Raw genomic sequence first — 23,047 nt, forward strand, 5'->3', positions numbered from 1 at the left:
CATCATCTATAGAGCTGAAGCCTGCGCGTCGTGCCAGCGACGTGCAGGCTTCAACTATTCACAGGGAACTCTGAGTGCGATTTTTTCCGCGACGCCAATCTGATCAGAATTCCAATGGCGAGGACGGCGATGACGCTGACCCGGGTTACGACGAAGGCCGGCGACGGCTTCCAGAGCTCGTCCGGCGCCGCGAATTCCTTTGGGGAACTGCGCTACTGGTTCTCGTCGTGCTCGGGTTGGGATCCTGGGCAGCAGTCGGCGCCTTCCAAGCGAAGTCGAATCTCGAGCAGGCCCGCGATAGTGCCCAAGACGCCAAAGAGGCACTGCTAGAGGGAGACACCGAAGCCGCGTCCACGTCAGCCGACGATGCGCTTCTGCGGGCGCAGGCGGCCCGCGACGCCACTCACTCCCTGCCATGGAACATCATTGCCGGAGTGCCGTGGCTGGGTAGTCCGTTCAAAACCGGCCAGCAGGTCACCGATGTCGTCCTCGGCCTGGCCGCCGATGTTCTCAGGCCTGCGGCCGATGTCGGCGTGGCGATTTCCCCGGAACGGCTGTACCAAGACGGTCGGGTGGACGTCGACCTACTCCGTAGCCAAGAACCTCAACTGCGTGAATTGTCCACCAACGCGACACGTCTCAACGGCGATGCCGCTGCAATCTCGGATCCGCGGTACGTGTCGCTGATGAGTGATGCGCGTACCGAACTGCAGAGCCAGATTTCCGGTATCACGTCTGTCATCGAGAATGCTGCTTTGGCTGCGCGTTTGGTGCCGTCGATGATGGGCGCAGACGGGCCGCGCACCTACTTCATGGGATTCCAGACCAACGCCGAAGCGCGTGGAACCGGAGGACTCCTCGGCGGATATGGGATCCTGCGATTCGACAACGGCGTGCCCACCGTCGACACCCTGGCTCCGAATACCGACCTTGCTGAGGCGTTGACGGCCGTCGACCTCGGCCTTGAATTCGATCAACAGTACGGGTACGCCCAACCATTCACGGACTTCCGCAATAGCAACTTGAGTCCGCACTTTCCCTATGCCGCTCAGATATGGAAGGGCATGTTCGCTGAGCAGACGGGCGTGGACGTGGATGGCGTGATCGTCATCGACCCAGTGGCTTTGAGCTACATACTCGGAGCCGTCGGGCCAGTGACGATGCCGGACGGCGAGGTTGTTTCGAGGGACAATGTCGTCGAACTGACCGAATCCACTGCCTACAGCCGTTTCCCCACCGACCAGGTGGCGCGGAAGCAGTACCTGCAAGACATCGCGAATGCTGTCGTCACCAAGATGACGGGGTCGGTGCGGTCACCTCGGCAATTGATGGACGCCTTGGGCAAAGCTGTCAGCGAACGGCGCATCGCGGTGTGGAGCGCGGTGCCTGAAGAGCAGGAACTGCTCGAGCAGACTTCATTGGCCCATGTGCTTCCCGGCGATGAGGCTCCGTACGCTGCGGTGGTCATCAACAATCTCGGCGGGAACAAGCTCGATTACTACCTGAGGACCGAGATCGAATACGCTGCAGATGCCTGCAACGGCGAAACGCGCTCCTCCACAGTCAATGTGAAACTCGCCAATACTGTGCCCAATGAGCCGCTGCCGGATTATGTAGCTGGTGCTGTAGGCCTTGCTCCCGAGCTACTGATTGAGGTGCCGAAAGGCACGAACATTACGTCGGTGCGTCTGTTCGCGACCAAAGGTGCAGAGTTATCGAGTGTGATCCTCAACGGTGAGCGGGTGCCGGCGATCGTAAACACGGAACTCGGACATCCTGTCTTCGAGGCGCAGGTCATCATTCCGCCCGGTCAATCCGCCGATGTGAGTTTCCAGATGTCTGAGCCAACTGTGCCAGGTAAGCCGCGGGCTCCCAGCCAGCCGTTGGTGGAAACCGTAGTCCCCAAGGTACTGGTGCCAGAGTGCGCGGGGTGAGCGGTGAGCATAGCGTGCCGATGGGTATTCGGGCTTCAGTTGTCTGTCGTGGGCGGCCGGAATATGTCAAGGGCACTGGCGGTGGTAGTCGAGCCGTCTTGTTCGAGTCCAACAGAACGACAGTCAAGTCCGTACGACCTCTCGAGACGACGAAGGGATCATCAGTGAGCGGCGTCGCCAACGGTGGACGGATCCCTGCAATTCAGCGACCAAAGCGCGACCACCCTACTTGTGAAGTGCACGTATTCGCTGGGGGAGCCCCGGTAGGCGAGCAATCAGCGGTGGAGGAGTGGAGTTGAATCTCCAAGATTTTGTTGTGCTGCTGCGTGGCAGGTGGATCACCGTTGTGGTGATGACGGTGCTGGGGGTCCTGGGTGCCGTCGCCCTATCGCTGTTTACTTCGCCGCTTTACCAAGCGTCGACAAGGCTTTTTGTGTCGACCGCATCTGGGTCATCGCTTTCGGACATCTACCAGGGTAATCGACTCTCTCAAGAACGTGTCGTGTCGTACGCCCAGCTACTTATGGGTGAAACCTTGGCGCAACGTACGGTGGACAAACTTGGACTTGATGTCAGTGCGCGTGACTTACAGGCGAACGTTAAGGCGACCGTTAAACCCGATACTGTGCTGATCGACGTTCACGTCCTAGACGGATCACCTATACGTGCACGTGATATAGCCAATACGTTGTCCGATGAATTTGTCGTCATGGTGCGCGAACTAGAGACGCCACCCGAGACAAATGCTAACCCTGATGCTCGCGTGGTCGTGGAGCAGCGGGCCTCGATCCCAGACGAACCTGTGGTGCCAAAAACTGCCCGCAACATTGCCGGCGGACTTGGACTTGGACTGGTCCTGGGAATTGGGATTGCAACCCTGCGCGACGCGCTGGATAACACAGTCAAGAGCCGAGAGAGCTTAGAACAAATAACAAATGTAAGTCTAGTCGGTAGCATTCCCCTTGATAAAGAGCGTCGTAGCCAGCCGGCTATCTCCTTCGACAATGACAATTCGGCCATTGCTGAAGCATTCCGCAAACTTCGAACGAACCTGCAGTTCCTTGCGGTCGACAATCCACCACGCGCGATAGTATTGACGAGCTCGATGCCGAGCGAGGGTAAATCGACCACCGCGATTAATGTCGCGCTTGCGCTGGCGGAAGGCGAGCATAGTGTCGTACTGGTTGATGGCGATATGCGCCGGCCCACCTTGGCCAAGTACCTCGACTTGGTCGGGTCGGTTGGGTTTAGCACTGTTCTCAGCGGCAGGGCATCCCTCGAAGATGCGTTGCAAAAGACCCGTTTCCCAGGATTAACAGTTCTCACTTCTGGAGCCATTCCCCCTAATCCGAGTGAACTGCTCGGCTCACAGGCGGCCAGGAAGTTGCTAGGCGAGTTACGTGCACAGTTCGATTACGTGATAGTGGATTCAACGCCTCTTCTAGCGGTAACCGATGCCGCGATCTTGGCGGCTGGCGCGGACGCGGTGCTAATTATGACTCGATATGGTCAGACTAAGCGAGAGCAACTGACTCACGCGGTAGGGAGTCTCGGAAGCGTTGGAGCACCTCTACTCGGCGCGGTGTTCACTATGATGCCGACTCGCGGACGGTCCACATACAGTTATAACTATACGTATTACGGTCCGGACAACCCTCAGCGAACTCCACCCCGAGAAAAGTCGCCGGAGACGGTCGCGGAAGCTCCAGTGCCTCCCAGACCGGATGCTGCGGAGGAAAGTGCGAGCGCCGTACAACCCAATGTCGGCAGAAGGCGAAGGCGCGAACCTTGAGTGATGTTGATCAACTTTGGCCACGCCAAAATACTGAGGCGGAGCCTTTCCGTTCCGGCACAGTAGTCGCCCTTCGGAACCTAGAATCTGCGCGGCTTGAGCACCGACGCCGTAGACGTTCAATTCGCAGCGATTGGTAACGCTCAATGCGCATAATGGTAACTGGTAGCGCCGGATTCATTGGTTTCCATCTGTCGCGAAAGCTTCTTTGCGACGATCACGAAGTGATGGGCTACGACGGCGTCACGCCTTATTACGATGTTGAGTTGAAGCGCCGGCGAATAGAAATTCTCGAGGTTTTCCAGAATTATACGTTTATTGAGGCAATGCTCGAGGATATGGACGCGCTGAATGACGCTGCGGCTGGCTTCGCGCCAGACGCGATTGTCCATTTGGCAGCTCAAGCTGGTGTTCGGTACAGCCTGGAGAATCCTAAAGCGTATGTCGATTCCAACCTCGTCGGCACGTACAATTTGCTCGAAGTAGCTAAAGAGATTGCACCCCGTCATCTGCTGATCGCTTCGACTTCATCCGTCTATGGTGGCAACCAAAAGATGCCATTCAATGAGTCGGACCGTACCGACTTCCCGGTTTCGCTGTACGCTGCGACCAAAAAATCTGGAGAGGCGATGAGCCACTCTTACTCGCACTTATTCAAGGTGCCGACGACTTGCTTCCGTTTCTTCACTGTGTATGGCCCATGGGGAAGGCCGGACATGGCGTTGTTTAAGTTTGTTGAGCGGATCCTGGAAGGGCGGCCAATTGAGGTATACGGCGAAGGGAACATGCGCCGTGACTTCACTTACATCGACGATATCGTCCAAGGTATATATGGCTTAATCCCTTGTGCGCCAGAAGAGGGCAAACCGATCGATGCCGTCGGAGTAGTCGATTCGTTGTCCTCGGTCGCACCTTGGCGGGCGGTTAATATCGCTGGCGGCCAACCGGTAGGGCTATTGGAGTTCATCAGAACGATTGAAACCTGTCTTGAACGTGAGGCTGACAAAGTACTTCTGCCAATGCAGAAGGGGGATGTCCGCGAAACTTATGCGGACGCTGCTTTACTCAAGGCGCTTACAGACTACGAGCCGTCAACTCCAATTGAATTTGGTGTTGGAGCCTTTGTGGATTGGTACCAAGAGTATCGGCAGACGAGATGAGCTCGAGCGGACGTTTAGACCACCCTATTCAGGGTTTTGCTGCTCATCTATTGCGAGTACGTAATCAAAATTTTCTCGCTGGCCAGCAAGTCAGAATGACGCCAACCGCGACGGGGAGGTCGTTTGTTGGACGGTAGTTATAATGCTCAATCGGCGAATCGCGACAGCGAGGGCATGAACCTATAAACTCCGTTTAGCGGAGACACTCAAGGTGTTCAAGATGGGGGTGCGACCTGATGGTACAGCAGGATTCAGTGGTCAAATGAGCACGGTTTCTGGTGCCAAGACCGTTCCGTCAGGCAAAGCGCGCTCCGCCAGCGCCGATTCATCCAAGTGGGTGAAGGTCTTCTGTTCCTGCGCATTCCTCTTCTTTCTTGGTGTTCTTACCCACGTATTTGGTAGCAGCGATGGTGCGGGTACAGGGCCCCTAAATGTCCTATTTCTCCCCATAGCGCTATTTTTCCAGCTGACGGCAATGGTTCTTCTAGCCAGCCCCAAGCGTATACATAAGTCGATTCAACTCTTGTCTCGGAACGGCGCGCTTATCGTCGCGCTCGTCGTGATATTCGCGAGCACAGTTTGGTCTATAGATTCTGAGCTCACCCTACGGCGGGCAGTTGCATTGCTGGGCACAACTGCAGTGGGCCTTCTTATTTACATTGAGGTGGGCCGTTCTGACGTTCTGCGATTCTTTGCTGTCAATTTGGCCCTGTTTGTAGTCGGCTCAATTCTGCTTGCGATTGGAATTCCCGCCCTCGGAACTCACATCTCGGGGAAGCACGCCGGTGATTGGCGGGGTTTGCTTAGCTTCAAGAACCAGGCCGCATGGGCGACTGTACTTTTCTTGCTCGTCTGCTTAGGCGCACGAATGCAAGGGCGGATGAAAAGATGGAAATACCCGCTACTTGCGGGTGGTCTGCTGATGCTACTCAGCACAAGATCGGCGACTGGAATTGCTGCTCTAGGCTTTGGCATCGCGGTACTAATGATAATGAATTTGTACAGCGGGTCACGTATGCTCCGGCCGCTGATTGTCACGGCGACGAGCGTGACGATTCTTATGGTCGCGATGAATTATCAGTCCCTGTTTGCTTGGACGCTAGCTGCGCTTGGGCGAGATGAAAGCCTCACTGGTCGAACTTCTGTCTGGACCGCCCTATGGCCGCTGATCGAAAGCAATCTGTGGTTGGGGAATGGATATCTCGCGTTCTGGGACCACGCTGCTGAATATCTTGGAAATTCTAGTTGGATGGTCGGAATTGGTCATGCGCACAATGCATATGTCGAGATCTTGCTAGATGTGGGCCTGATCGGCCTGCTAACCCAGGTCTCGTTCCTTCTCATTATGGCCGCGAGGTTATTTTTTGGGGCCACACGAGGCGACAGAGACGCAGCGACGATGTTTGCTATTCTGCTCACTCTTGCCGTCATCGGTATCGCCGGGGCGTTGTTTTTCCGCCCGAACAGTGGCATATGGATCATGATCGTCGCCTTCGCCTGCTACGCGTCGGAAGATCGTGTGTCGGCCAAAGACAGTGTCATACCGCCGGAATCCCGATGACGAATATTTCATTCTTCGTGCGCTCAATGGAGGGCGGAGGCGCACAACGGGCTATGGTCAGGTTGGCGACGGGTTTCGCCGAGGCTGGTCATGCGGTCGAGGTCCTGACCTTGCAGCCAGAGGGAACCTTTCGCGCTGAACTGTCGCCCTCCGTGAAACTAACCACGCTTGCTTCGAAGCGCACTTGGAGCGCTGTGCCTGCCATTGCACGGCATCTGAGGCGGCAGAGACCAGCTGCCCTGCTTGTAACAGAACCCGCCTGCAATATCGCGGTTATCCTTTCGAAGCTCGCGGCGCGTACTTCTTCGCGCATTCTGATTCGGGAGGGCCTCTACCCATCGATCGCTATCAAGGAAAGTCCTCATAGATCCACGCGTCTCGCCTACGCCATGGCACCTGTCCTATACCGCCATGCGGACGTCATCGTCTCGATCGCCGACGAGATGACGGCGGACCTAGCGCGTGTGGCGAGAATTGATGCCGGGCGGATCACCACCATTCCTGTGAATCCCGTTGTAACTCAGACGCTTCGGCGGGCAGCGGCGGACGCACCCAGCCACCCTTGGTTCGACGGCAATATCCCAATTATCCTGGGGGTCGGTCGACTCGACCATCAGAAGGACTTTATGACCCTGATGCGCGCGTTCGAGCGGGTACGAGCCGAGCGGGCCTGCCGTTTGTTGATTATGGGTGACGGTCCCTTACGGGGTCAGCTCGAGGGGGCGCGCGCCGCCTCGGCCTTTGCGGCGGACATTGCTCTGCCTGGTTTCAGTGTTCTGCCATTCTCGTCCATGGCGAACTGCAGTGTGTTTGTGCTCTCGTCGCGTTACGAGGGTCAGCCTAACGTGCTCATAGAGGCTTTAGCGTGCGGTGCATCAGTTGTTGCGACCGACTGCCCCAGTGGCCCTAGAGATATCCTCGAGCAGGGTCGCTACGGACGGCTCGTGCCTGTGGGTGACTTCGCCGCGATGGCGGACGCCATCTCGGCAACACTGGACGCACCAGTCGACACGCATCTGTCGCAGGCTCGCGGCTGTGAATTCACAGTCGAAAAGAGCACGCGCTTGTATTTAGACGCGCTTTTCCCGGCGCCAGCGTCGTGAACCTGCCGAAACAACGGCCGGCGGAGCCCATACCAGCCGAGGGGTCATTATCAGGCACGGTGCTCAGAGGCGGGGGTTGGCTCGGAATGGCCGCGCTGGCCCAAGCACTGCTGCAGATCGTCATTTTCGCGGTGCTTGCGCGTCTACTCTCGCCAACTGAGTTTGGATTGGTCGCCGTCGCCGGCATCTTTGTCGACCTTGCCGCCGGCGTTGCGGCTATGGGGGCGAGCCAGGCTCTTGTGCAGCGACGGGACCTGACGAGGTTTCACATACGTGCGGCTTTCTGGATCTCGATGCTGATGGGGCTCGTGGCGACTGCGGTCCTGTATGGCCTATCGGGTTGGCTTGCCGCCGTTCTGGGAAATCCCGCGAGCGCGCCTCTGATTGCCGCTCTGTCTTTTACCTTTGTCATCCGCGCGTTGGGGTCGGTTTCCGAAGGACTAGCTGCTCGTCGCTTGCTATTCCGAGTCCTGGCCGTCCGTCAGCTAGCCGCATACGTGTTGGGTTACGGCGTAATTGGGATTGGCGGCGCGATACTCGGGCTCGGCGCTTGGGCCTTGGTTTATGCTCAGTTGACTCAAGTTGGCATCGCAACACTCCTACTGATAGCAGTAGTTCGATTCGACTGTCGGCCGACCATCGCATGGTCCGCCTACCGCGACATCCTAGGTTTCGGAACAGGCTTCTCTGTCGCGCGCATTGCGAATTCCCTTGCAAACCAGGCAGATCGCGCGATTGTGTCTATGAATGCCAGCGCTGCCGCCGTGGGCCTGTACACAAGGGCATTACAGATTACCCGCTATCCCTCGACGATGGTCGGCCACGTCATCGAAGACGTGCTGTTTCCTTCCTTTTCCGGCGTCCAAACGGATCTGGACCGCCTTAGAGGCGCATATTCGAGATCTGTCGGCTCGATCTTTGTTGCGCTAGCGCCACTCACGGTGTTCTTCTGCCTGACGGCTGGTCCGATAGCTGATGTGTTGCTGGGGTCGCAGTGGAGTGGTGCGGCTTCCCTGATGATCGCCTTTGGCGTCGTAATTCCGATTCGCTCGGCCCAACGCATCTGTAGCGCTCTTCTCCGTGCAGTGGGCCGCTCGTGGCTGGTGGCTGGATTGCAGGTGTTTTTGTTTGCGGGCACTACTGTCGGTGCGGTCATCGGTATTAAGTTCGGGCTGCTCGGCACTGCTATCGGAGTAACGGTAGCCTTTGCCCTCCACTACCTGGCCTCGGTCATCGCCTGCAAACTCGCGCTGTCGCTTGATGGGCGCCAGTTGCTCGCGAGTCACTTTGCAGGTCTTCCGCTTTCCTTGCTCGTGGCGATCGGCGCGGGAACTGGGATGGTTGCCTCAGCGTCGGATGTCATCGCCTCGCCCCTCGCCCTGGTTATATCAACGATAACGTGCGTTGCGCTTACGCTAGCCGCCGTTTGGTTCAGCCCACGATTCTTTTTGCGGCCTGATGGCCTGTGGCTGTCGCAACTTCTTTTCTTGAAGCTTCCGAGCAAGCTATCTGGACAGAAACTCTTTAAAGCCTTCTTTAGGAGGATGAACAAGTGACCACGCATGCCAACTATGTTCGTGTCCACGGCGCATTCGAAGTTGAGAACTTCGGCGACATACTACTTATGCGCATCTTTGCCGACTGGGTTCGTCAAGCAGGGTGGGAGCCTCTAGTCGTGGATCCACCGCCCTATGTTTGCAGGGAGCTCCGTCTCCGGGCTGATGTCCAGGTAGAGCCAAAGGCTGTTCTATTAGTTGGAGGGGGTTATCTAGGTGAACCCAACCGCCGGCTTCTTGGGCGCTGGCGCTGGGGACATCGGTTGATCAAACGACACCTTCCCGTACTAGAACAGGCGAAATGTGATGGTGTTCCTTACGCTGTGGTAGGAGTTGGTTTAGGGCCCATAACTAATCTGCTTGCACGACGAAAGACCAGAAGTTTGCTAGCCGGAGCTCAGCTGAATGTACTTAGGGATCGTGAGAGCGCGGATTGGGCTACTCGTTACGGTATGAAAGTCGATGCAGTGTCGGCCGATGCTGCGATCGCACTTTCAAGCGAATCGCTCAGCGTGAGCGCTATCGCGGAATGTGAGCGCATTCGGGACTTGGCGCAAGGACGCAAGATCGTTGCACTTCAGCTCGATCGTGACTCCTCCGCAGGCGAGGACTGGCGCATGTTGTTCAGGTGTCTCACAGAATGCCTCGTGGGCAAGGATTGTTATCTGCTGGGCATCTCGGATCAGGCTGGTACGGAGGTTTCGAGGATGCATCAGACGGCGGCCGAAACCTTTCTGGAGAAATTCCCCAATTCAAGGTTCGAACACTACGGAGGGGTCGACTCACTAATGGGTCGTCTATACGCTGCAGATTTGATAATTACAAGCAAGTTACACGTTGGAATCGTAGCGTCAGCATTTGGCCGCTCCGTTCTTTCTCTTCCCACACACCAAAAAACTGTCCGATTCTACCGCCAATTAGGTCGCGAATCGATTTGTGTTCCGAGGGCCAATTGGGAGCCAGCGACCATCGTGGAAGCTTTCGAAGATGCATATGGTTCTGCCGACAGGTTGTTGCCACAACTCGCCTCACTCAAGAATGCTTCATTGTCTAACGCGGACTATACTCGCAATTTTCTCGCTTCGATCGCTTAGCTCGCTATACAGAGGACCACTCGCTGCCTGTGCTAAAAGCGAGGTTCTGTGGCTGAAGTAGCGTGGTGCGCGCCAGCCTTTCGCTAGATCTAGCTTCGGGTTATGAACTGCTCGCGATCAGACCAAGAACGCGGAAGTAGTGTTCAGCTACCGGACCGGGCGAACGTTCGGCGATGACTTTTTCGCGTGCTCGTTTTCGCACTAAGTCTGTATTTCGTGCCGGGGCGAAAGCAGACTCGACAACCTGGGCAAGGCTCTCAGCGTCAAGCGCCCGATAAATGAATCCCGATATTGAATCATCGAAGTACTCATTCGACCCGCCGCGGTCCGGTGCGAAAACCAACTTTTGTCTCAACATAGCTTCGCCCACGGTGCGGCCAGAAGGCTCCCGTTCATTGCACACGATTAGGCCGTCGATCTCCTCATAAATGTCTTCCGGCGCCATTCGGCCGCGAAAGCGAGTTTGTGTGGGGGATTGCGCGCGGGAACTGAGTTCGAGTGCGTACTCATCGCCGGCAATGCACGGATCACCGTAGATGTTGAGCTTAAAACGTGGTGGTAGAAAGCGCATCGCGTCGATAGCAACTTCTATTCTTTTTTCTGGATCGATTCTTCCAACTATTCCGAGTACAACTTCTAGGGAGTCGTCCCGAGCTCCATGGCGCACTGCGGAACTGCCATTATCTGCAATCGGGCGAGGAACAATTGTCGCGTTCTTTAGTTTCAGGTGTTCGATCACAAATCGGCTGATTGCGATGCTCCCGTTGACGAATCGCAGCAGTAATCGAGAAACTAATCGGTCGACGCCGATAGGCGCATCGTGCACATCAGCGATCACACAGATGTGCCGCCAGCGAGAACGGATCGGCCAGGCGAGCGGCAGCAGCTTGAGGCTAAAGATTACGATGACATCATATTGATTACTAATCTTGGCGATTTCGTTGTAGAAGCTGGCTAATCTTCGCGCCATTCCTTGATGCTCGTCTACGACACGAAGTTCATTGACGAGAGGCCTGCAGTATTCTGCCACTTCATGGGAACTAGCCAATAAGGTGCATGAGTAATTCGCCGGGGCGGAACCAAGCAGCGTACGCAGGGAGTGTTCGGCCCCCCAGGGTTCCGTCGAAGCAGTCACAAACAGAACTCGGGTCCTAGTGCTCATGCTGCCTACCTGTGATCTCGGGCGCAGCGCGCAACTGCACTTGTGCGAAACTTGCGATGCATCATTGCCAAAAGCCTCGAACGCCGCAAACTGGCATCACGAAATTTGTCCCTAAGGGTGTCGGGGTCATACCTACAAACGCCGTTTAAGTCGGCGAAAATTGTAGAAGTCGGTAGGTGTGCCTCGTGGCCCACGGTGGGGGTGGGCTGGGTTTTCGTGCCAGCGATAGCAATGGTGCCGCACAATATTGGGAACGTGGCAGGCAGTACTCTGGCTTGTCTTCGAGGAGATTGCTTCTCGCTAAAACCTGCGTCGCCGACGGCCCGAACGTCAACTACTGTCACATGTGTGCTCGATTTAATCGGATGGGCTGGGTACCCGCCGGTCGCCGGGCAACTCATCGCCGCCGCGGATTCTGCAGCGCCAATTTGGGCAGCACAAACGAATCCTTGATGTATCTGGCGAGAAGCCGTCGTGGTTCGCTCAGCGCGCGGTACACCCACTCAAGACCAACGGCACGGACCAGAGGCGGAGCGCGACGAACCGCTCCCGAAGCGAAATTGATCGACATCCCTAGGCAAAGCAGAACCCCGGACCCGGGCATTGCTGCAATCTCACTGGCTAGCTCCTCTTGCCTCGGCGTCCCGACGCCGACGACCACGATTCCACCGGATCCCGCGCGGGCGACTCTACCGGCGAGTTCGGCGCGCGATCGAAAATCATCGAGCTCTGCGCGAGGGGCCGGTTCGCTGGTGAGGCTCCACCCCAGCTGCCGGCACCGATCGAAGAAATCCTCGAGCAGAGGTCCTTCTGTACCGCCAACGAGCACCAAAGGCCGACCTTCTCCGGGCTGTTGTGTGAATGCTGCGAACAGGTCGGCACCTGCTACACGACTGACTGGACGACCTGAGATACGGGTTGCAAGCCACGCCACTGGCCAACCGTCAGCCAAAGACAAATTCGCACCGGCGTAGCGTTCTGCCAGTTTAGATGAAACCCGTACTACCCGCAGGTGGTGCAGATTTGGCGTGACCATTGTTTCCCAGCGGTTTCGTTGAGTCTCCAGAATCCAGGCGACGGCTTCCTCAAATGACAAAATATCGATTGGGATGCGGGATGTGCCTACGTTGACATTCACGCGCAAGGAAGCGCGCGGACCGTGGGTTTCGTCGCCGTTTGCCAATTTCAATTATTCCTTAGCGCCTCTGCCCACGCTTCTCACTAGCGCGTTCAACCCGTTGATTGGCTGCACGTAGATAGCCGAAAGAATCGTCACCCCAGATTGACGTCGATCGCATGTTCTGCCTCCTTCAAGATCGGCCGCATCAAATTGAGAGTTCGGGCGATCGCAGTGCTCGGTCGAGCGGGCGACTGTGCGGTCGCTTCGTCTTTCTGCAGGAAATACGACTGATGGGCATTGCACTATTTCTCAGCGCAAACGGTGCAGTGTGCGAGAAAGTCGCTCGTATAGTGCAGGGTTGTCTCGCACCAACGGAAAATTGCGAACGCGGTTAACGATCGTGCGCTGACCCAAGATCAGTACATTACTGCCCAGTATGTCTGCCTCTCCGACCCTGAGCTCAGGAAAGGCGGTGGCCAAGTGCCTGCGGTATCTTTCTGCGGCGGGTCTGCTCTTGCAGAAGTAGGTTTTGTTTGGACTTATTGCGAAGGGGCGGAGGCTCCGGCCTGGCTCGAGCATGAAGCGGAAGGCTCCAGCGGCGACGGCGGGCCAACGGGCCTGGTACAGATCGTCGAGCACCAGAATTCCATCGTCCAATAACAAATCTTCGGCGAGCGACATATCGTTATGAGTAATGTCTTCGGTGTGGCCACCGTCGACGCTCATAAGCCTTAAGGGACCCGTTGCTGCCCCCAATGTCTCGGCTGATATCGAGCAAGAATCTGTGGCGAATATAGATATTCTCTCGATGTCACCTCCAACTTTTGCCAGGTTGGCCAAAAATATTTCGCGGTCGCCACGTCCGGAAGCGTCCACATTGTACTGCTGCTCTTCAAAGACATCGAGAGCGAATGCGCGCTCTCCCTCCTGCATGGACAGATAAAGCAACAGAAAAAGCTTACCGTGGTGTATGCCGATCTCGCCGACGCCGCCAGCCGGGCCGGACTCAATCTGTTTCAACGCCAAGCTGCTGATGACCTCGGCGCTTTCGGCTGCGAGCCAACCGGAAACCTTCGCGGCTTGTTTCTTCGCGTAGCCATCCATCCGGTCACGTGTAAGGTCTGACGCGGATTTGATCGACTCCATCACTTCTCGTCTGCTCTTGCGGCCCGCGACCCTGTTCGGGCAGAATCGCCGTTCGTCCTGGCTGAAGCTGTACTGAGCGGAGCTTCCAATATCATCGCTATTTCCTCCCCCATTGTCGTAGATGCTATATCTTCTCGTTGTTGCTCGGGATAAATCTAATAGGATCCTACTGGATTCTTACGATGAAGCGTGGCATGCACGGAGAATTTGACCGGCCCTAATAGAAGAACAAGGGCGTATCGGCAGCTTTACTACTAGTATGTAACTCAACCTTAGTTGTCCTAACGTCTGCCCATGCCGCGGTATACCCATCCGGAACTACGCCACTTCGTTTGATCAAGACAATTCCGCCCGTCGATAATGCGTCGAGAACGGACTATCGGGTCTAATTCCGACGGCTCAAGCTTTCGGAATTCGTCCCACTCGGTGAGTACGAGTGTGACATCGGCGCCATTGCAAGCTTCGTTTACGTTGTTTGCGTAGTCCAGAGTGGGAAATAGTTTCCGCGAGTTACTGTTTGCTTTGGGGTCGTAAACAGAAACCGAAGCGCCTTGCAACTGAATCTGCCCGGCGATGTTTAGCGCAGGCGAATCGCGGATGTCGTCCGAGTCCGGTTTGAATGCGGCACCAAGCACTGCAACGCGTGTGCCGATAAGAGATCCGCCGGCAATTTCTCTTGTCATTTCCATCATTTTGGTTCGGCGTCTCATGTTGATGCTGTCGACCTCGCGCAAGAACGTTAAAGCCTGGTTGGCTCCTAACTCGCCTGCTCGAGCCATAAACGCGCGAATATCCTTGGGTAGGCACCCGCCCCCGAACCCAATGCCCGCGTTAAGGAACCGCCGACCGATGCGCGCGTCGTAGCCGATGGCGTCCGCCAACTCGGTTACATCAGCGCCAGCAGCCTCGCACACTTCTGCCATAGCGTTGATGAAGGATATTTTGGTCGCTAGAAAGGCATTTGCCGCCGTTTTGACAAGCTCTGCTGTCTCGCGATCGGTAACCAAGAACGGAATGCCCTCTTCGATAATGTCGCTGTACACTTGCCTGGCGATCTCTTCGATTCGACCCTTGCGGTCGACGTCAACCCCCAGCACGATGCGGTCCGGATGTAATGTGTCCTGCACCGCGAAACCTTCGCGCAGAAATTCAGGATTCCACGCCAATTCAACAGCCTCCCCGGCGGGAGCGATTGACTGCGCAAGCCGACTCAGTCGTGTTGCAGTTCCAACAGGCACAGTCGACTTGCCAAGTATCATCGCGGGTCTTACGAGCAGTGGTGCCAGGGTGGTGATGACTGCGTCTACGTAGGTGACGTCTGCGGCGAATTCGCCGCGCTTCTGTGGAGTCGCCACTCCGATGAAGTGTATGTCGGCAAAATCTGCGGCCTCCTCGTAAGAAGACGTAAAGCGTAGGCGGCCAGCAGTGATGTTCGACTTAAGCACCTCGTCCAGGCCCGGTTCATAGAAGGGGGCCTCTCCATCGGCAAGCCGCGCCAGTTTGGCCGCATCAATGTCGACTCCGACTACCTCATGTCCCAGTTCTGCCATGCAGGCAGCGTGCGTCGCACCCAAATAGCCGGTGCCGAAAACAGCTATACGGCAACCCATTTCACATCCCCCTTAGCCTTCCGACGTGCCGATCTGAGATCGGTACTTGAAGCTCGTTCGGCTTCCCGCCCCTTCGGTGCCCCCTTCGGCGGCGCCCATCGGGGTCAATATGCCCCAATTTCACCGCACCCGCCAGTCGTCCGACCGAGGTAGCAGTGCCGCACCAACCAGTCCGCGGAGTAGATTGCCCCCCAGTAGATTGAGTGCCCGCAGACCGCCGCGGACGACCCTCGGATGCTAAACAATCAGTGGGCAGGCCGCCGAGTTGCACAATCAGACAGGGAGTCAGATTTGAACCTACTTTTTGTCTGCACGGGAAACATCTGTCGTTCGCCCACGGCGGAGAGACTAGCCGCCGCGTACGGGGTTGACCGACAGATCCCGAATTTCGTTAGCGCCAGCGCAGGAACTCGCGCAGTAGTCGCGCACCCGATGCATCGCGATGCGGCGCTCGTGCTTAGAGGTCTCGGAGGAGATGCATCTGCGTTCGCAGCACGGCAGCTAAATTTCAAGATCGCCGCAGCTGCCGATCTGATCCTGACAATGACGAGAGAGCACCGGGATAAGGTGTTGGAGCTTGCTCCTCACAAGCTTCACAGAACATTCACGCTAGTGGAAGCCGGTCGGCTCGCGTCCGAGTTCAATCCGCGGAGAGTGGAGGAGCTGTCGGCGTTCCGTCCTCAACTGCGGACACACGAACTGTTGGATATTGCGGACCCAATAGATCAAGGCGTCGAAGAGTTTTCGCGCGTCGGTGCGCAGATCGCGGATCTACTGCCGCCGATTCTGGAGCTTTGTCGACAGTCTTCCGAAAAGTCGGCGGACTAACGTCCCGCCGAGTTGTCAGCGGCCGCCGAGCGGTGAGCCGGGTGGTTGCCGTCTTTCGGTGCGACATGCACCGGCAAACTGGCAAACGACAACTAGGAGCCTTTGGTGGTCCAAGCTGCATGTCTGCACGAGCTAGCCGAAATCGTCAAACGATGGGCTGACTCTGGACACAATTGCGCTAGAGGGATTCCGCGCCGAGCAATCGTGTCCGTTTTGTTAAGTTGCTGGGCGAACTATCTGTTCGCCTTGAGAATCAGGATCTGGGTGGGCTAAAGTTCCAGCCCAAGGGGTGGAACGTCTGGGGGGACACATGACGGCGGTAAATGACCGGCTTGATGTTGTAGCTAACATCGTGCCAATACCAGCGAAGCTTCCGGCGTGGCAACGGGGGTATGCGCGCCGGCTCGTTGCTATCGACGCTGTTGCTGTCTTACTTGCGGTAGGACTTGCTCAGTGGCTTCGTTTCGGCGGATTGAGTGGCGAAGTTTCCGCATACAGGTACCTCGACTATGCCGTTGTGTCGGTCGCGATCGCTGGCCTGTGGCTTGCAGCCCTGTCGATCAACCATTCCCGTTCGCCGCGGATTATTGGCACTGGCGCGGAGGAGTACCGGCGAGTGCTACTAGCGACACTCGCCGTCTTTGGCGGAGTTGCAATCATCTCGATGCTGTTCAAGCTGGAGATTGCTCGCGGCTATCTGGTGATCGCGCTACCTGTAGGCATTGCCGTCTTGGTCTTTTTCCGATGGGCTGCACGCCAACTTGTTCGCCACGTCCGTCAGAGTCAGGGCCGTTGCATCACTCGCGTCCTAGTCGTCGGCAGTGCCGCCGCGGTTCGAGACCTCACCACCTCATTCGCACGTGAGCCGAGATCCGAGTACCAGGTCGTCGGTGCATGTATCCCCGGTCCGATCCCGCGAACTGAGCTCGAGATCCCGGGCGTTGGTACCATTCCCACTTTCGGTGACGAGTCCAACGTTGTGGGCGCCGTGACTGCCACAAACAGCCATGCCGTGGCCGTTACTGCGACCGAGCGGCTTAATGGCCGCGGAATACGGGATTTGTCATGGGAGCTCGAAAAGCTCGACATCGATCTTCTCGTCGCGCCAGGCGTTGTTGATGTCGCAGGTCCCCGACTGCAGATGCGGCCAGTTTGTGGACTGCCGCTGATCCACGTCGAGAAGCCGCAGTATCACGGCGCCAAGAGATTTCAGAAGCGCCTCTTCGATGTTGTCTTCTCGGGCTCGGTGCTGCTATTTGGGCTGCCGATCTTGTTAGCCGTCGCCATCGCCGTGAAGCTGACCAGCAAGGGGCCGGTCTTTTACCGTCAGGAACGGATCGGGTTGGACGGCAATCCATTCGAGATGATCAAGTTCCGCACGATGGTCGACGGTGCCGACAAGATGGTCGGCAAGCTCGCCGCGCTCAACGAGAGCGAAGGCGGGGTGCTGTTCAAGATCCGCCAGGATCCCCGAGTGACGCCCGTCGGCAAGTTTTTGCGCAAGTACAGCATCGACGAACTGCCCCAGTTCATCAACGTGCTCAAGCGCGATATGAGCGTTGTCGGGCCGCGTCCGCCGCTGGCCAGCGAGGTCAAGTCCTACGACGACTACGCGAGACGGCGACTCCTCGTCCGTCCCGGCATCACCGGCCTGTGGCAGGTCAGCGGACGCTCAGACCTGTCCTGGGAGGACTCGGTTCGTCTGGACATGTTCTACGTCGAGAACTGGTCGATGATCTCCGACCTGCTGATCGCCCTGCGGACAGTCAAGGCGATGGTCGGCCACTCCGGCGCTTACTGAGCCGTCTTTTGGATTCCGGCCAGGCCGGCTATAGGTCCAGCCTCGTTTGGCACTCACTGCGTGGCCTCGCAACAACCTCTCGCCCGCAGGGCGGGCGTCTCCCGCTGGAATCTGCAGGGTATCGAACCATAAGTAGGCGGGTTGCACACGCCCCGCGGAACAGCTTGCGGCGCTTGAGTTCCCTCGGTTCACGCAGTCCCGCGCCGGCGCCACCACAGCGCCGCACCCAGAACAACCAATGCCAGCACCGCAATTCCCGCGCTGATCACCAGCCAGGCCGGCAGGCCCGCTTCCTCCTGGGGTGCCGCCGCCGCATCGTCGTTGGACCCGATCGACAGCTGAGTGACGGTGCCCTCCGGGCCGGCCGCGATGACGTTGCCGTCCAGGCTCGACCAGCCGTCGGGGAGTTGGTCGACGTAGCCGAACAGTGGGTCGACCAGTGACCACGCTCCGCTGGTGGTGACCAGGACGACCGTGCGATCGCGGGGTTGGTCGGCGAAAACCTGGATCGACCCCAGCCCGCTGTTGATGTCGGCACGTAGTTGGTTGCGCAGATCCACCGCTACATCGGCACTTTCACCACCGACCGGCGCGCGCACCGACGTCTGCTCCATCGTCGCCGAGTTCGCCACGATCAACGCAGCGGTGGTGGCGTCGGCCGCGGCGCTGACATCGACGACCCGCGGTGTCAGCGGTGAACTGGTCAATCGTGCGGTGTCCGCGACCACTCGCGAGGCGTAGTCGAGTTGGTTCGGGTTGCTGCCGTCGAGCGCCACCAGGAACTCCGGGCTGAACTCCGAGGGCACCGCGTCGAAGCCGTCGCCAGCCGGCCCACCGCGCTGCATCGTCAGCGTCGACCGGGGATCAAGCTGGAAGGTCATCGGCGCGATCGTCGGACTGCACACCTGGCGCGGGCTGAACGTCAGATCGAAATCGAAATTGATGCGCTGCCTGAGAAATTCACCCGGAACCTCGAACGTGGCGTCGACCTGCCCGGTGTTGTCCAGCGCCGCGGTGTGCACCGCCTGGCCACCCACGCTGACCGTCATGCTCGCCGAATCCAGGTCCGCGACCGGGGTGTGCGTGGCCAGCAGATGCACCGTCAGGCCGTTGATGCGGGCACCCAACGCGGACCGGTCGACACCCACCGACAGACTCGCCGTCCGCAGGACCGTGCTCTCCCCACTGATGTCCAGGTCCTCGAACGTCATCTCGTCGGCTTCTGAGCTCGCATTGGAGCCGGCCTGTTCGACGCGCACCGTCGACACCTGCGCCAGCGACTGCAACTCGTTGACCACCAGCGACGCCTGATCGGTGAGTTCACCACCGCGGCCTGTCACCTTCAGGAAGACATCCGCCCGGTCCGGATTGACGACAGTGATTCCGGCATCACCGTTTTCGACCACAATGGCCCGGGTGAGCTGCGGTGCCGGGGGAGGCGTCGCGCTCCGCGGTTGGGTGACCACGGTGATGGCCGTCGTCTGCGGCCGGTACATCCGCGCCACCGCGGAGGTCAACGTCAGCACGGCCTGCTGCTCGGCGTCGTCGGCGTCGACCGGTGCGTAGATCGTGACCCGCTGCAGCACCGGCGGGAAGAACGACGCGATTGTCGTCGGCGCCTGCTCGACTCCGGTGAACACCGCGGCCAGATCGCTGATGAGCAGACGCTCACCGAGTCCGCACCGTTCCTGGGCCGGGATGCCGGCCTGGCGCACCGTGAACAACAGTCCCAGTTCGGAGTCCCTGACCTGCGCTGCGGACATGTCGACGTCGAACGGCACCACCACCTGCTCCGGGACCACCTCGGGCAGGTTCACCGTGGCGAGGAACCTGCCGGTGCTGTCGGTGATCTCCACGAAGCCGGCGCCGAAATCGACTGGCGAGTGCAGGAGTCCGCGCAACCGGGTGGCGGTGAACCCGGACGGAACCGGCAGCGACACCCCCTGGCTGGTGTTGGCGCCCACCAGCGTGAGTTCGTCGGGCAGGCCCAAGCCGGTCCACGGCAGAGACACGTCCGGGCCGGCGGCGGGATCGGAGTTCAGTGGCTCGGCGTGCGCGAGGTGAGGCGCGCCGAGTGCCATCATCAGCATCACCGACAGCAGCAGGCTGATTGCCCGACGGATCGCCGTGATTCCCAAAGACTCCGCCATTACCGCCCCGAGTGAGAGATTTCCGAATCACTTCCTGGCGCCGAACATTACCCGGCAAACGGCAGTGCAACGCGGAAAACGCGCCGCCGACCGTCCTCGGTGGGGATATCGGCTGAAACTCAATCTTGGTGTCTGGCCCGGCTAATCCCCTTGGCGCAACTAACATATGGAGCGCATCGCGAATCCAGGATGGAGTGCCGCAGAATTGTCCGCCAATGCGCCGAAAGTGCCGGCGTCTGCGATTGCGACCATGTCGTCGCTGGAATCGCGTTTAGTCGCAACAAAATTACTGATCGGTGCCGTCATAGGCGTTATCGCAGGCGCGCTCATCGGCGCTCTCGCGTTTGCTGCGTTGGGGGCCGACACCACCGCGACGGCGTTTCTGCGGCTCAAGGCACCCGCGGATCTGACGGCGATTGCCGGTGGGGCGAGCCAGATCACCCCCGACAATCAGGACAACACCGCCACGTTCGTCGCCGGTGAGATCGCCTATCTGACCGGCGACGGGTTCGCTGAGGCCGTCACCCGGAAGATGGCAGAGGACGAGTCGGTGGCGCTCAACGTCGCCCAGGCCAGCGAGTCCTCGGTGATCACCATCAGCTACAGCGCCCGTTCCGACGATGACGCCGTCAGGACCGTGCAGGCGGCCATCGACCTCTACCGTCAACAACTCGAGCAGCGCGCCGACGAGCAGCTGCGGACCATCCTGCCCGCGTTGGAGGCCTGGCAGCAGGCCGACACCGAAGACCCCGCGCGTGTGCGGGACCTGCAGCGGATACGCGAGAGCGTGGAACTGCAGGCGGCCGCGGGCATGTTGACCGTCGTGCAGCCGCCCACACCGAACGCGGTGAGCACCCAGCAGTGGGTGATCGGCGCACTGCTCGGAGGGCTGGCGGGCGGCGGCTGCGCTGTGGCTCTACTGCTGGCCCGGCGACGCCGTTCGGGCCGCGGCTCGGTGGTCAAGACGTTGACCGAGGGTGTCGACGGTGTGCTGCTGCCCGCCGTCGACCTCAATATGCCGTCCCGAGACGACTGGTCCGATGACCAGTTGCGCCTCGCCCGCACGCTGTATGCCCAATGTCCGTCCCCGGGGCCTGCCCGGGTGATCCTCGTCGTCGGGGCGTCATCGTCGTCCGGGAGTGCCGTGGTGGCGTCGCTGCTGGAGACCGCGGCGTCCGAAAGTCATCCTGCGGCACTGTCGTCGGGACAACATTCGTCGCCCGGCTCAGCCGAATCGGTGACCACTCAGGTCATCGCCGGCGGCGCGGTGGGGGATCCGACGGTGACACCCGAGGTCATCGGCGCCGCCACCGACATCGTGCTCGTGGCCCGCATCGAAGAGGACACTGTGGCGCAGGCCCTGGCGCTGCGGTCGGTGCGCGCCTCCAGTTCCGCACCGGTGGCGGCGGTGTTCACCTACGGTCGGGGTGCGACGTGAGGCTGGCGCTCGTCCACGAACGGCTGACCGAGATCGCCGGATCCGAACACGTCGTCGCCGAACTGTCCCGGGAGTGGCCGGACGCACCGATCAGCATTCCGATCGTCGACCCGCGGGTCGACGCCTCGTTCGCGTCGCAGGTGCGCACCGGGGTGTTGTCGCGGGCCTACCGGATGGCGGGCTACCGCAGTTACGCGCCGCTGCTGCCGATGGTGCCGGGGTGGTTGCGGCGCCGCGACTTCGGATCCGTCGACGCGGTGGTCATCAGCCACCACGCGTTCGGGGTGGCCGCCGTCGAAGCCGCGGCGTCCACCCCGACAGTCGTCTACGTGCATTCCCCCGCACGGTGGGCGTGGGACGAGAACATGCGTCGCCAGGAAGCCACGTCGTGGGCCGGCCATCGGGCCCTCGATGTGCTGGCACGGTTGGCGATCAAGGCGGAACTGAGTGCCGCACCGAAGATCACGTCCGTGGTGGCGAACAGTTCCGCGGTGGCCCAACGGATCCTGCGGCAGTGGAATCGTCACGCGCAGGTCGTCCACCCGCCGGTGAACGTCGACTTCTACACCCCCGACGCCACCGAGACCCGCGAAGACTACTTCCTGCTGGCGGGCCGGTTGGTGGGCTACAAACGCCCCGACATCGCGATCCGCGCGGCCGTGGAGGCGGGCGTGAAGATGGTGGTCGCCGGTGACGGCCGCGACGCCGCCAAATGTCGCAGGCTCGCCGAGGGCGGCGACATCACGTTCGCCGGTCGGGTGTCGAACGAGGAATTCCGCAGCCTGTACCGCCGCGCCAAGGCGATGGTCATGCCGGGGGAGGAGGACTTCGGCATCACCCCCGTCGAATCCATGGCGTGCGGCACGCCGGTGATCGCACTGGGTGTTGGCGGCGCACTCGACAGCGTCGTCGACGGCGTCACCGGGACCTTCGTCGCCGACGGCAGCGAGGCCGACGTGGTCAGCGGCTTCGCCAAACAACTCGCCAACTTCGACAGCAGCCGATTCGACCCGGTCGCGATCCGCTCCCACGCCGAGAAGTTCTCGCCGGAAGCGTTTCGCCACAACATGTCCGGGGTCATCACCCAGGCGCTCGCAAGCCATGACTGACCGGCCCGGCCGTGCCTGACAGCAGACACCTGCACACCGCGGTTCAGGTCGCCGCCGGCCTGGCGCTCAACGTCTACCCGGCGATCTTCATCGCCATCTACGCCCGCATCGCGCCGATCGAGACGCAGGGCATCCTGGCGCTGTCACTGGTTGTCGGTGTGTACGTCGCGCAACTGTTCAACGCCTTCATCGTCGAGGGTCGCCTCGCCACCCCGGGCGCCACCGGTGAACCCGTCATGCCGTGGTGGGTGGTGGCGGCCGCCGTCATCGGTGGCGCGCTGTTGGTGTTCGGGCCCGCCGTCGCGGCGTCGGCGGTGCTGATGGCCAGCGCCATCGGGGTGATGACCGGCCTGCTGATGGCCCGCTCGATCGGAGTGGTCAGCGGCGAGTGGCGCAGCGAAGGGCTGGCCGCGGCGACGTTGATCGTCGCCAGCGTGATCGCGCTGTGGATGGCCGACCAGGACAACCCGCACAGCGTCCGGG

Annotated in this window: 16 protein-coding genes and 1 pseudogene; 12 read left to right on the forward strand and 5 right to left on the reverse strand. The window is 59.4% G+C overall.

The genetic code is table 11. The features are described from left to right. Positions 1–74: 74 nt before the first annotated feature. The 7 genes from WA965_RS08840 to WA965_RS08870 all read left to right on the forward strand — a co-directional run bounded on the left by WA965_RS08840 (position 75) and on the right by WA965_RS08870 (position 10,200). On the forward strand, positions 75–1,934 hold the full coding sequence (locus tag WA965_RS08840; RefSeq protein WP_526294948.1) for a DUF4012 domain-containing protein: 1,860 nt from the start codon (positions 75–77) through the stop codon (positions 1,932–1,934). A gap of 295 nt (positions 1,935–2,229) precedes the next feature. Continuing rightward, complete coding sequence (locus WA965_RS08845) at positions 2,230–3,726, forward strand: tyrosine-protein kinase domain-containing protein (RefSeq protein WP_526295054.1); 1,497 nt, start codon at positions 2,230–2,232, stop codon at positions 3,724–3,726. Positions 3,727–3,881: 155 nt separating this feature from the next. Next, positions 3,882–4,886, forward strand: coding sequence for an NAD-dependent epimerase/dehydratase family protein (locus tag WA965_RS08850; RefSeq protein ID WP_526294950.1), 1,005 nt, complete (start codon positions 3,882–3,884; stop codon positions 4,884–4,886). Positions 4,887–5,106: 220 nt separating this feature from the next. After that, positions 5,107–6,447: an O-antigen ligase family protein gene (locus tag WA965_RS08855; RefSeq protein WP_526294952.1), complete on the forward strand. Its 1,341-nt coding sequence runs from the start codon at positions 5,107–5,109 to the stop codon at positions 6,445–6,447. Then, complete coding sequence (locus WA965_RS08860; protein WP_526294954.1) at positions 6,444–7,550, forward strand: glycosyltransferase; 1,107 nt, start codon at positions 6,444–6,446, stop codon at positions 7,548–7,550. Before WA965_RS08855 ends, WA965_RS08860 begins: the two co-directional genes overlap by 4 nt. A 59-nt stretch (positions 7,551–7,609) precedes the next feature. After that, on the forward strand, positions 7,610–9,106 hold the full coding sequence (locus WA965_RS08865) for a lipopolysaccharide biosynthesis protein (RefSeq protein ID WP_526294956.1): 1,497 nt from the start codon (positions 7,610–7,612) through the stop codon (positions 9,104–9,106). Next, positions 9,103–10,200, forward strand: coding sequence for a polysaccharide pyruvyl transferase family protein (locus WA965_RS08870; RefSeq protein ID WP_526294958.1), 1,098 nt, complete (start codon positions 9,103–9,105; stop codon positions 10,198–10,200). The genes WA965_RS08865 and WA965_RS08870 overlap by 4 nt, the downstream gene beginning before the upstream one ends. A gap of 100 nt (positions 10,201–10,300) precedes the next feature. On the opposite strand, the gene WA965_RS08875 is transcribed toward WA965_RS08870, so the two are convergent. From WA965_RS08875 to WA965_RS08890, 4 genes are all read right to left on the reverse strand, one after another. Beyond that, positions 10,301–11,362 carry a glycosyltransferase family 4 protein gene (locus WA965_RS08875; protein WP_526294960.1) on the reverse strand — a complete coding sequence of 354 codons (1,062 nt, stop codon included), beginning with the start codon at positions 11,360–11,362 and terminating at the stop codon, positions 10,301–10,303. A 397-nt stretch (positions 11,363–11,759) separates the two neighbouring features. Continuing rightward, complete coding sequence (locus WA965_RS08880) at positions 11,760–12,551, reverse strand: WecB/TagA/CpsF family glycosyltransferase (RefSeq protein WP_526294962.1); 792 nt, start codon at positions 12,549–12,551, stop codon at positions 11,760–11,762. A gap of 240 nt (positions 12,552–12,791) precedes the next feature. Next, the gene (locus WA965_RS08885; RefSeq protein WP_526294964.1) at positions 12,792–13,628 is read right to left on the reverse strand and encodes a class I SAM-dependent methyltransferase; all 837 of its coding nucleotides are present in this window, start codon (positions 13,626–13,628) and stop codon (positions 12,792–12,794) included. A 281-nt stretch (positions 13,629–13,909) separates the two neighbouring features. Continuing rightward, positions 13,910–15,238, reverse strand: a complete 1,329-nt coding sequence (locus tag WA965_RS08890; RefSeq protein ID WP_526294966.1) for a UDP-glucose dehydrogenase family protein — start codon at positions 15,236–15,238, stop codon at positions 13,910–13,912. A 234-nt stretch (positions 15,239–15,472) separates the two neighbouring features. Here WA965_RS08890 and WA965_RS08895 point away from each other — a divergent pair, with 234 nt between their 5' ends. Together WA965_RS08895 and WA965_RS08900 are read left to right on the forward strand one after the other, a co-directional pair. Next, positions 15,473–16,066, forward strand: a complete 594-nt coding sequence (locus WA965_RS08895; RefSeq protein WP_526294968.1) for an arsenate reductase/protein-tyrosine-phosphatase family protein — start codon at positions 15,473–15,475, stop codon at positions 16,064–16,066. Between the two features lie 310 nt (positions 16,067–16,376). Continuing rightward, positions 16,377–17,867 carry a sugar transferase gene (locus WA965_RS08900; protein WP_526294970.1) on the forward strand — a complete coding sequence of 497 codons (1,491 nt, stop codon included), beginning with the start codon at positions 16,377–16,379 and terminating at the stop codon, positions 17,865–17,867. Positions 17,868–18,055: 188 nt separating this feature from the next. On the opposite strand, the gene WA965_RS08905 is transcribed toward WA965_RS08900, so the two are convergent. Continuing rightward, entirely contained in the window at positions 18,056–20,017 is a 1,962-nt protein-coding gene (locus tag WA965_RS08905; RefSeq protein ID WP_526447375.1) for a hypothetical protein, read from the reverse strand. Positions 20,018–20,267: 250 nt separating this feature from the next. Here WA965_RS08905 and WA965_RS08910 point away from each other — a divergent pair, with 250 nt between their 5' ends. The 3 genes and pseudogenes from WA965_RS08910 to WA965_RS08920 all read left to right on the forward strand — a co-directional run. Beyond that, positions 20,268–21,455 carry a hypothetical protein gene (locus tag WA965_RS08910; RefSeq protein WP_526294974.1) on the forward strand — a complete coding sequence of 396 codons (1,188 nt, stop codon included), beginning with the start codon at positions 20,268–20,270 and terminating at the stop codon, positions 21,453–21,455. Then, positions 21,452–22,564: a glycosyltransferase gene (locus WA965_RS08915; protein WP_526294975.1), complete on the forward strand. Its 1,113-nt coding sequence runs from the start codon at positions 21,452–21,454 to the stop codon at positions 22,562–22,564. Before WA965_RS08910 ends, WA965_RS08915 begins: the two co-directional genes overlap by 4 nt. Before the next feature lie 11 nt (positions 22,565–22,575). Beyond that, a pseudogene (locus WA965_RS08920) lies at positions 22,576–23,047 on the forward strand (hypothetical protein); the annotation flags it as partial.

Source organism: Mycobacterium sp. (assembly GCF_049683935.1).
Classification (GTDB): domain Bacteria; phylum Actinomycetota; class Actinomycetes; order Mycobacteriales; family Mycobacteriaceae; genus Mycobacterium.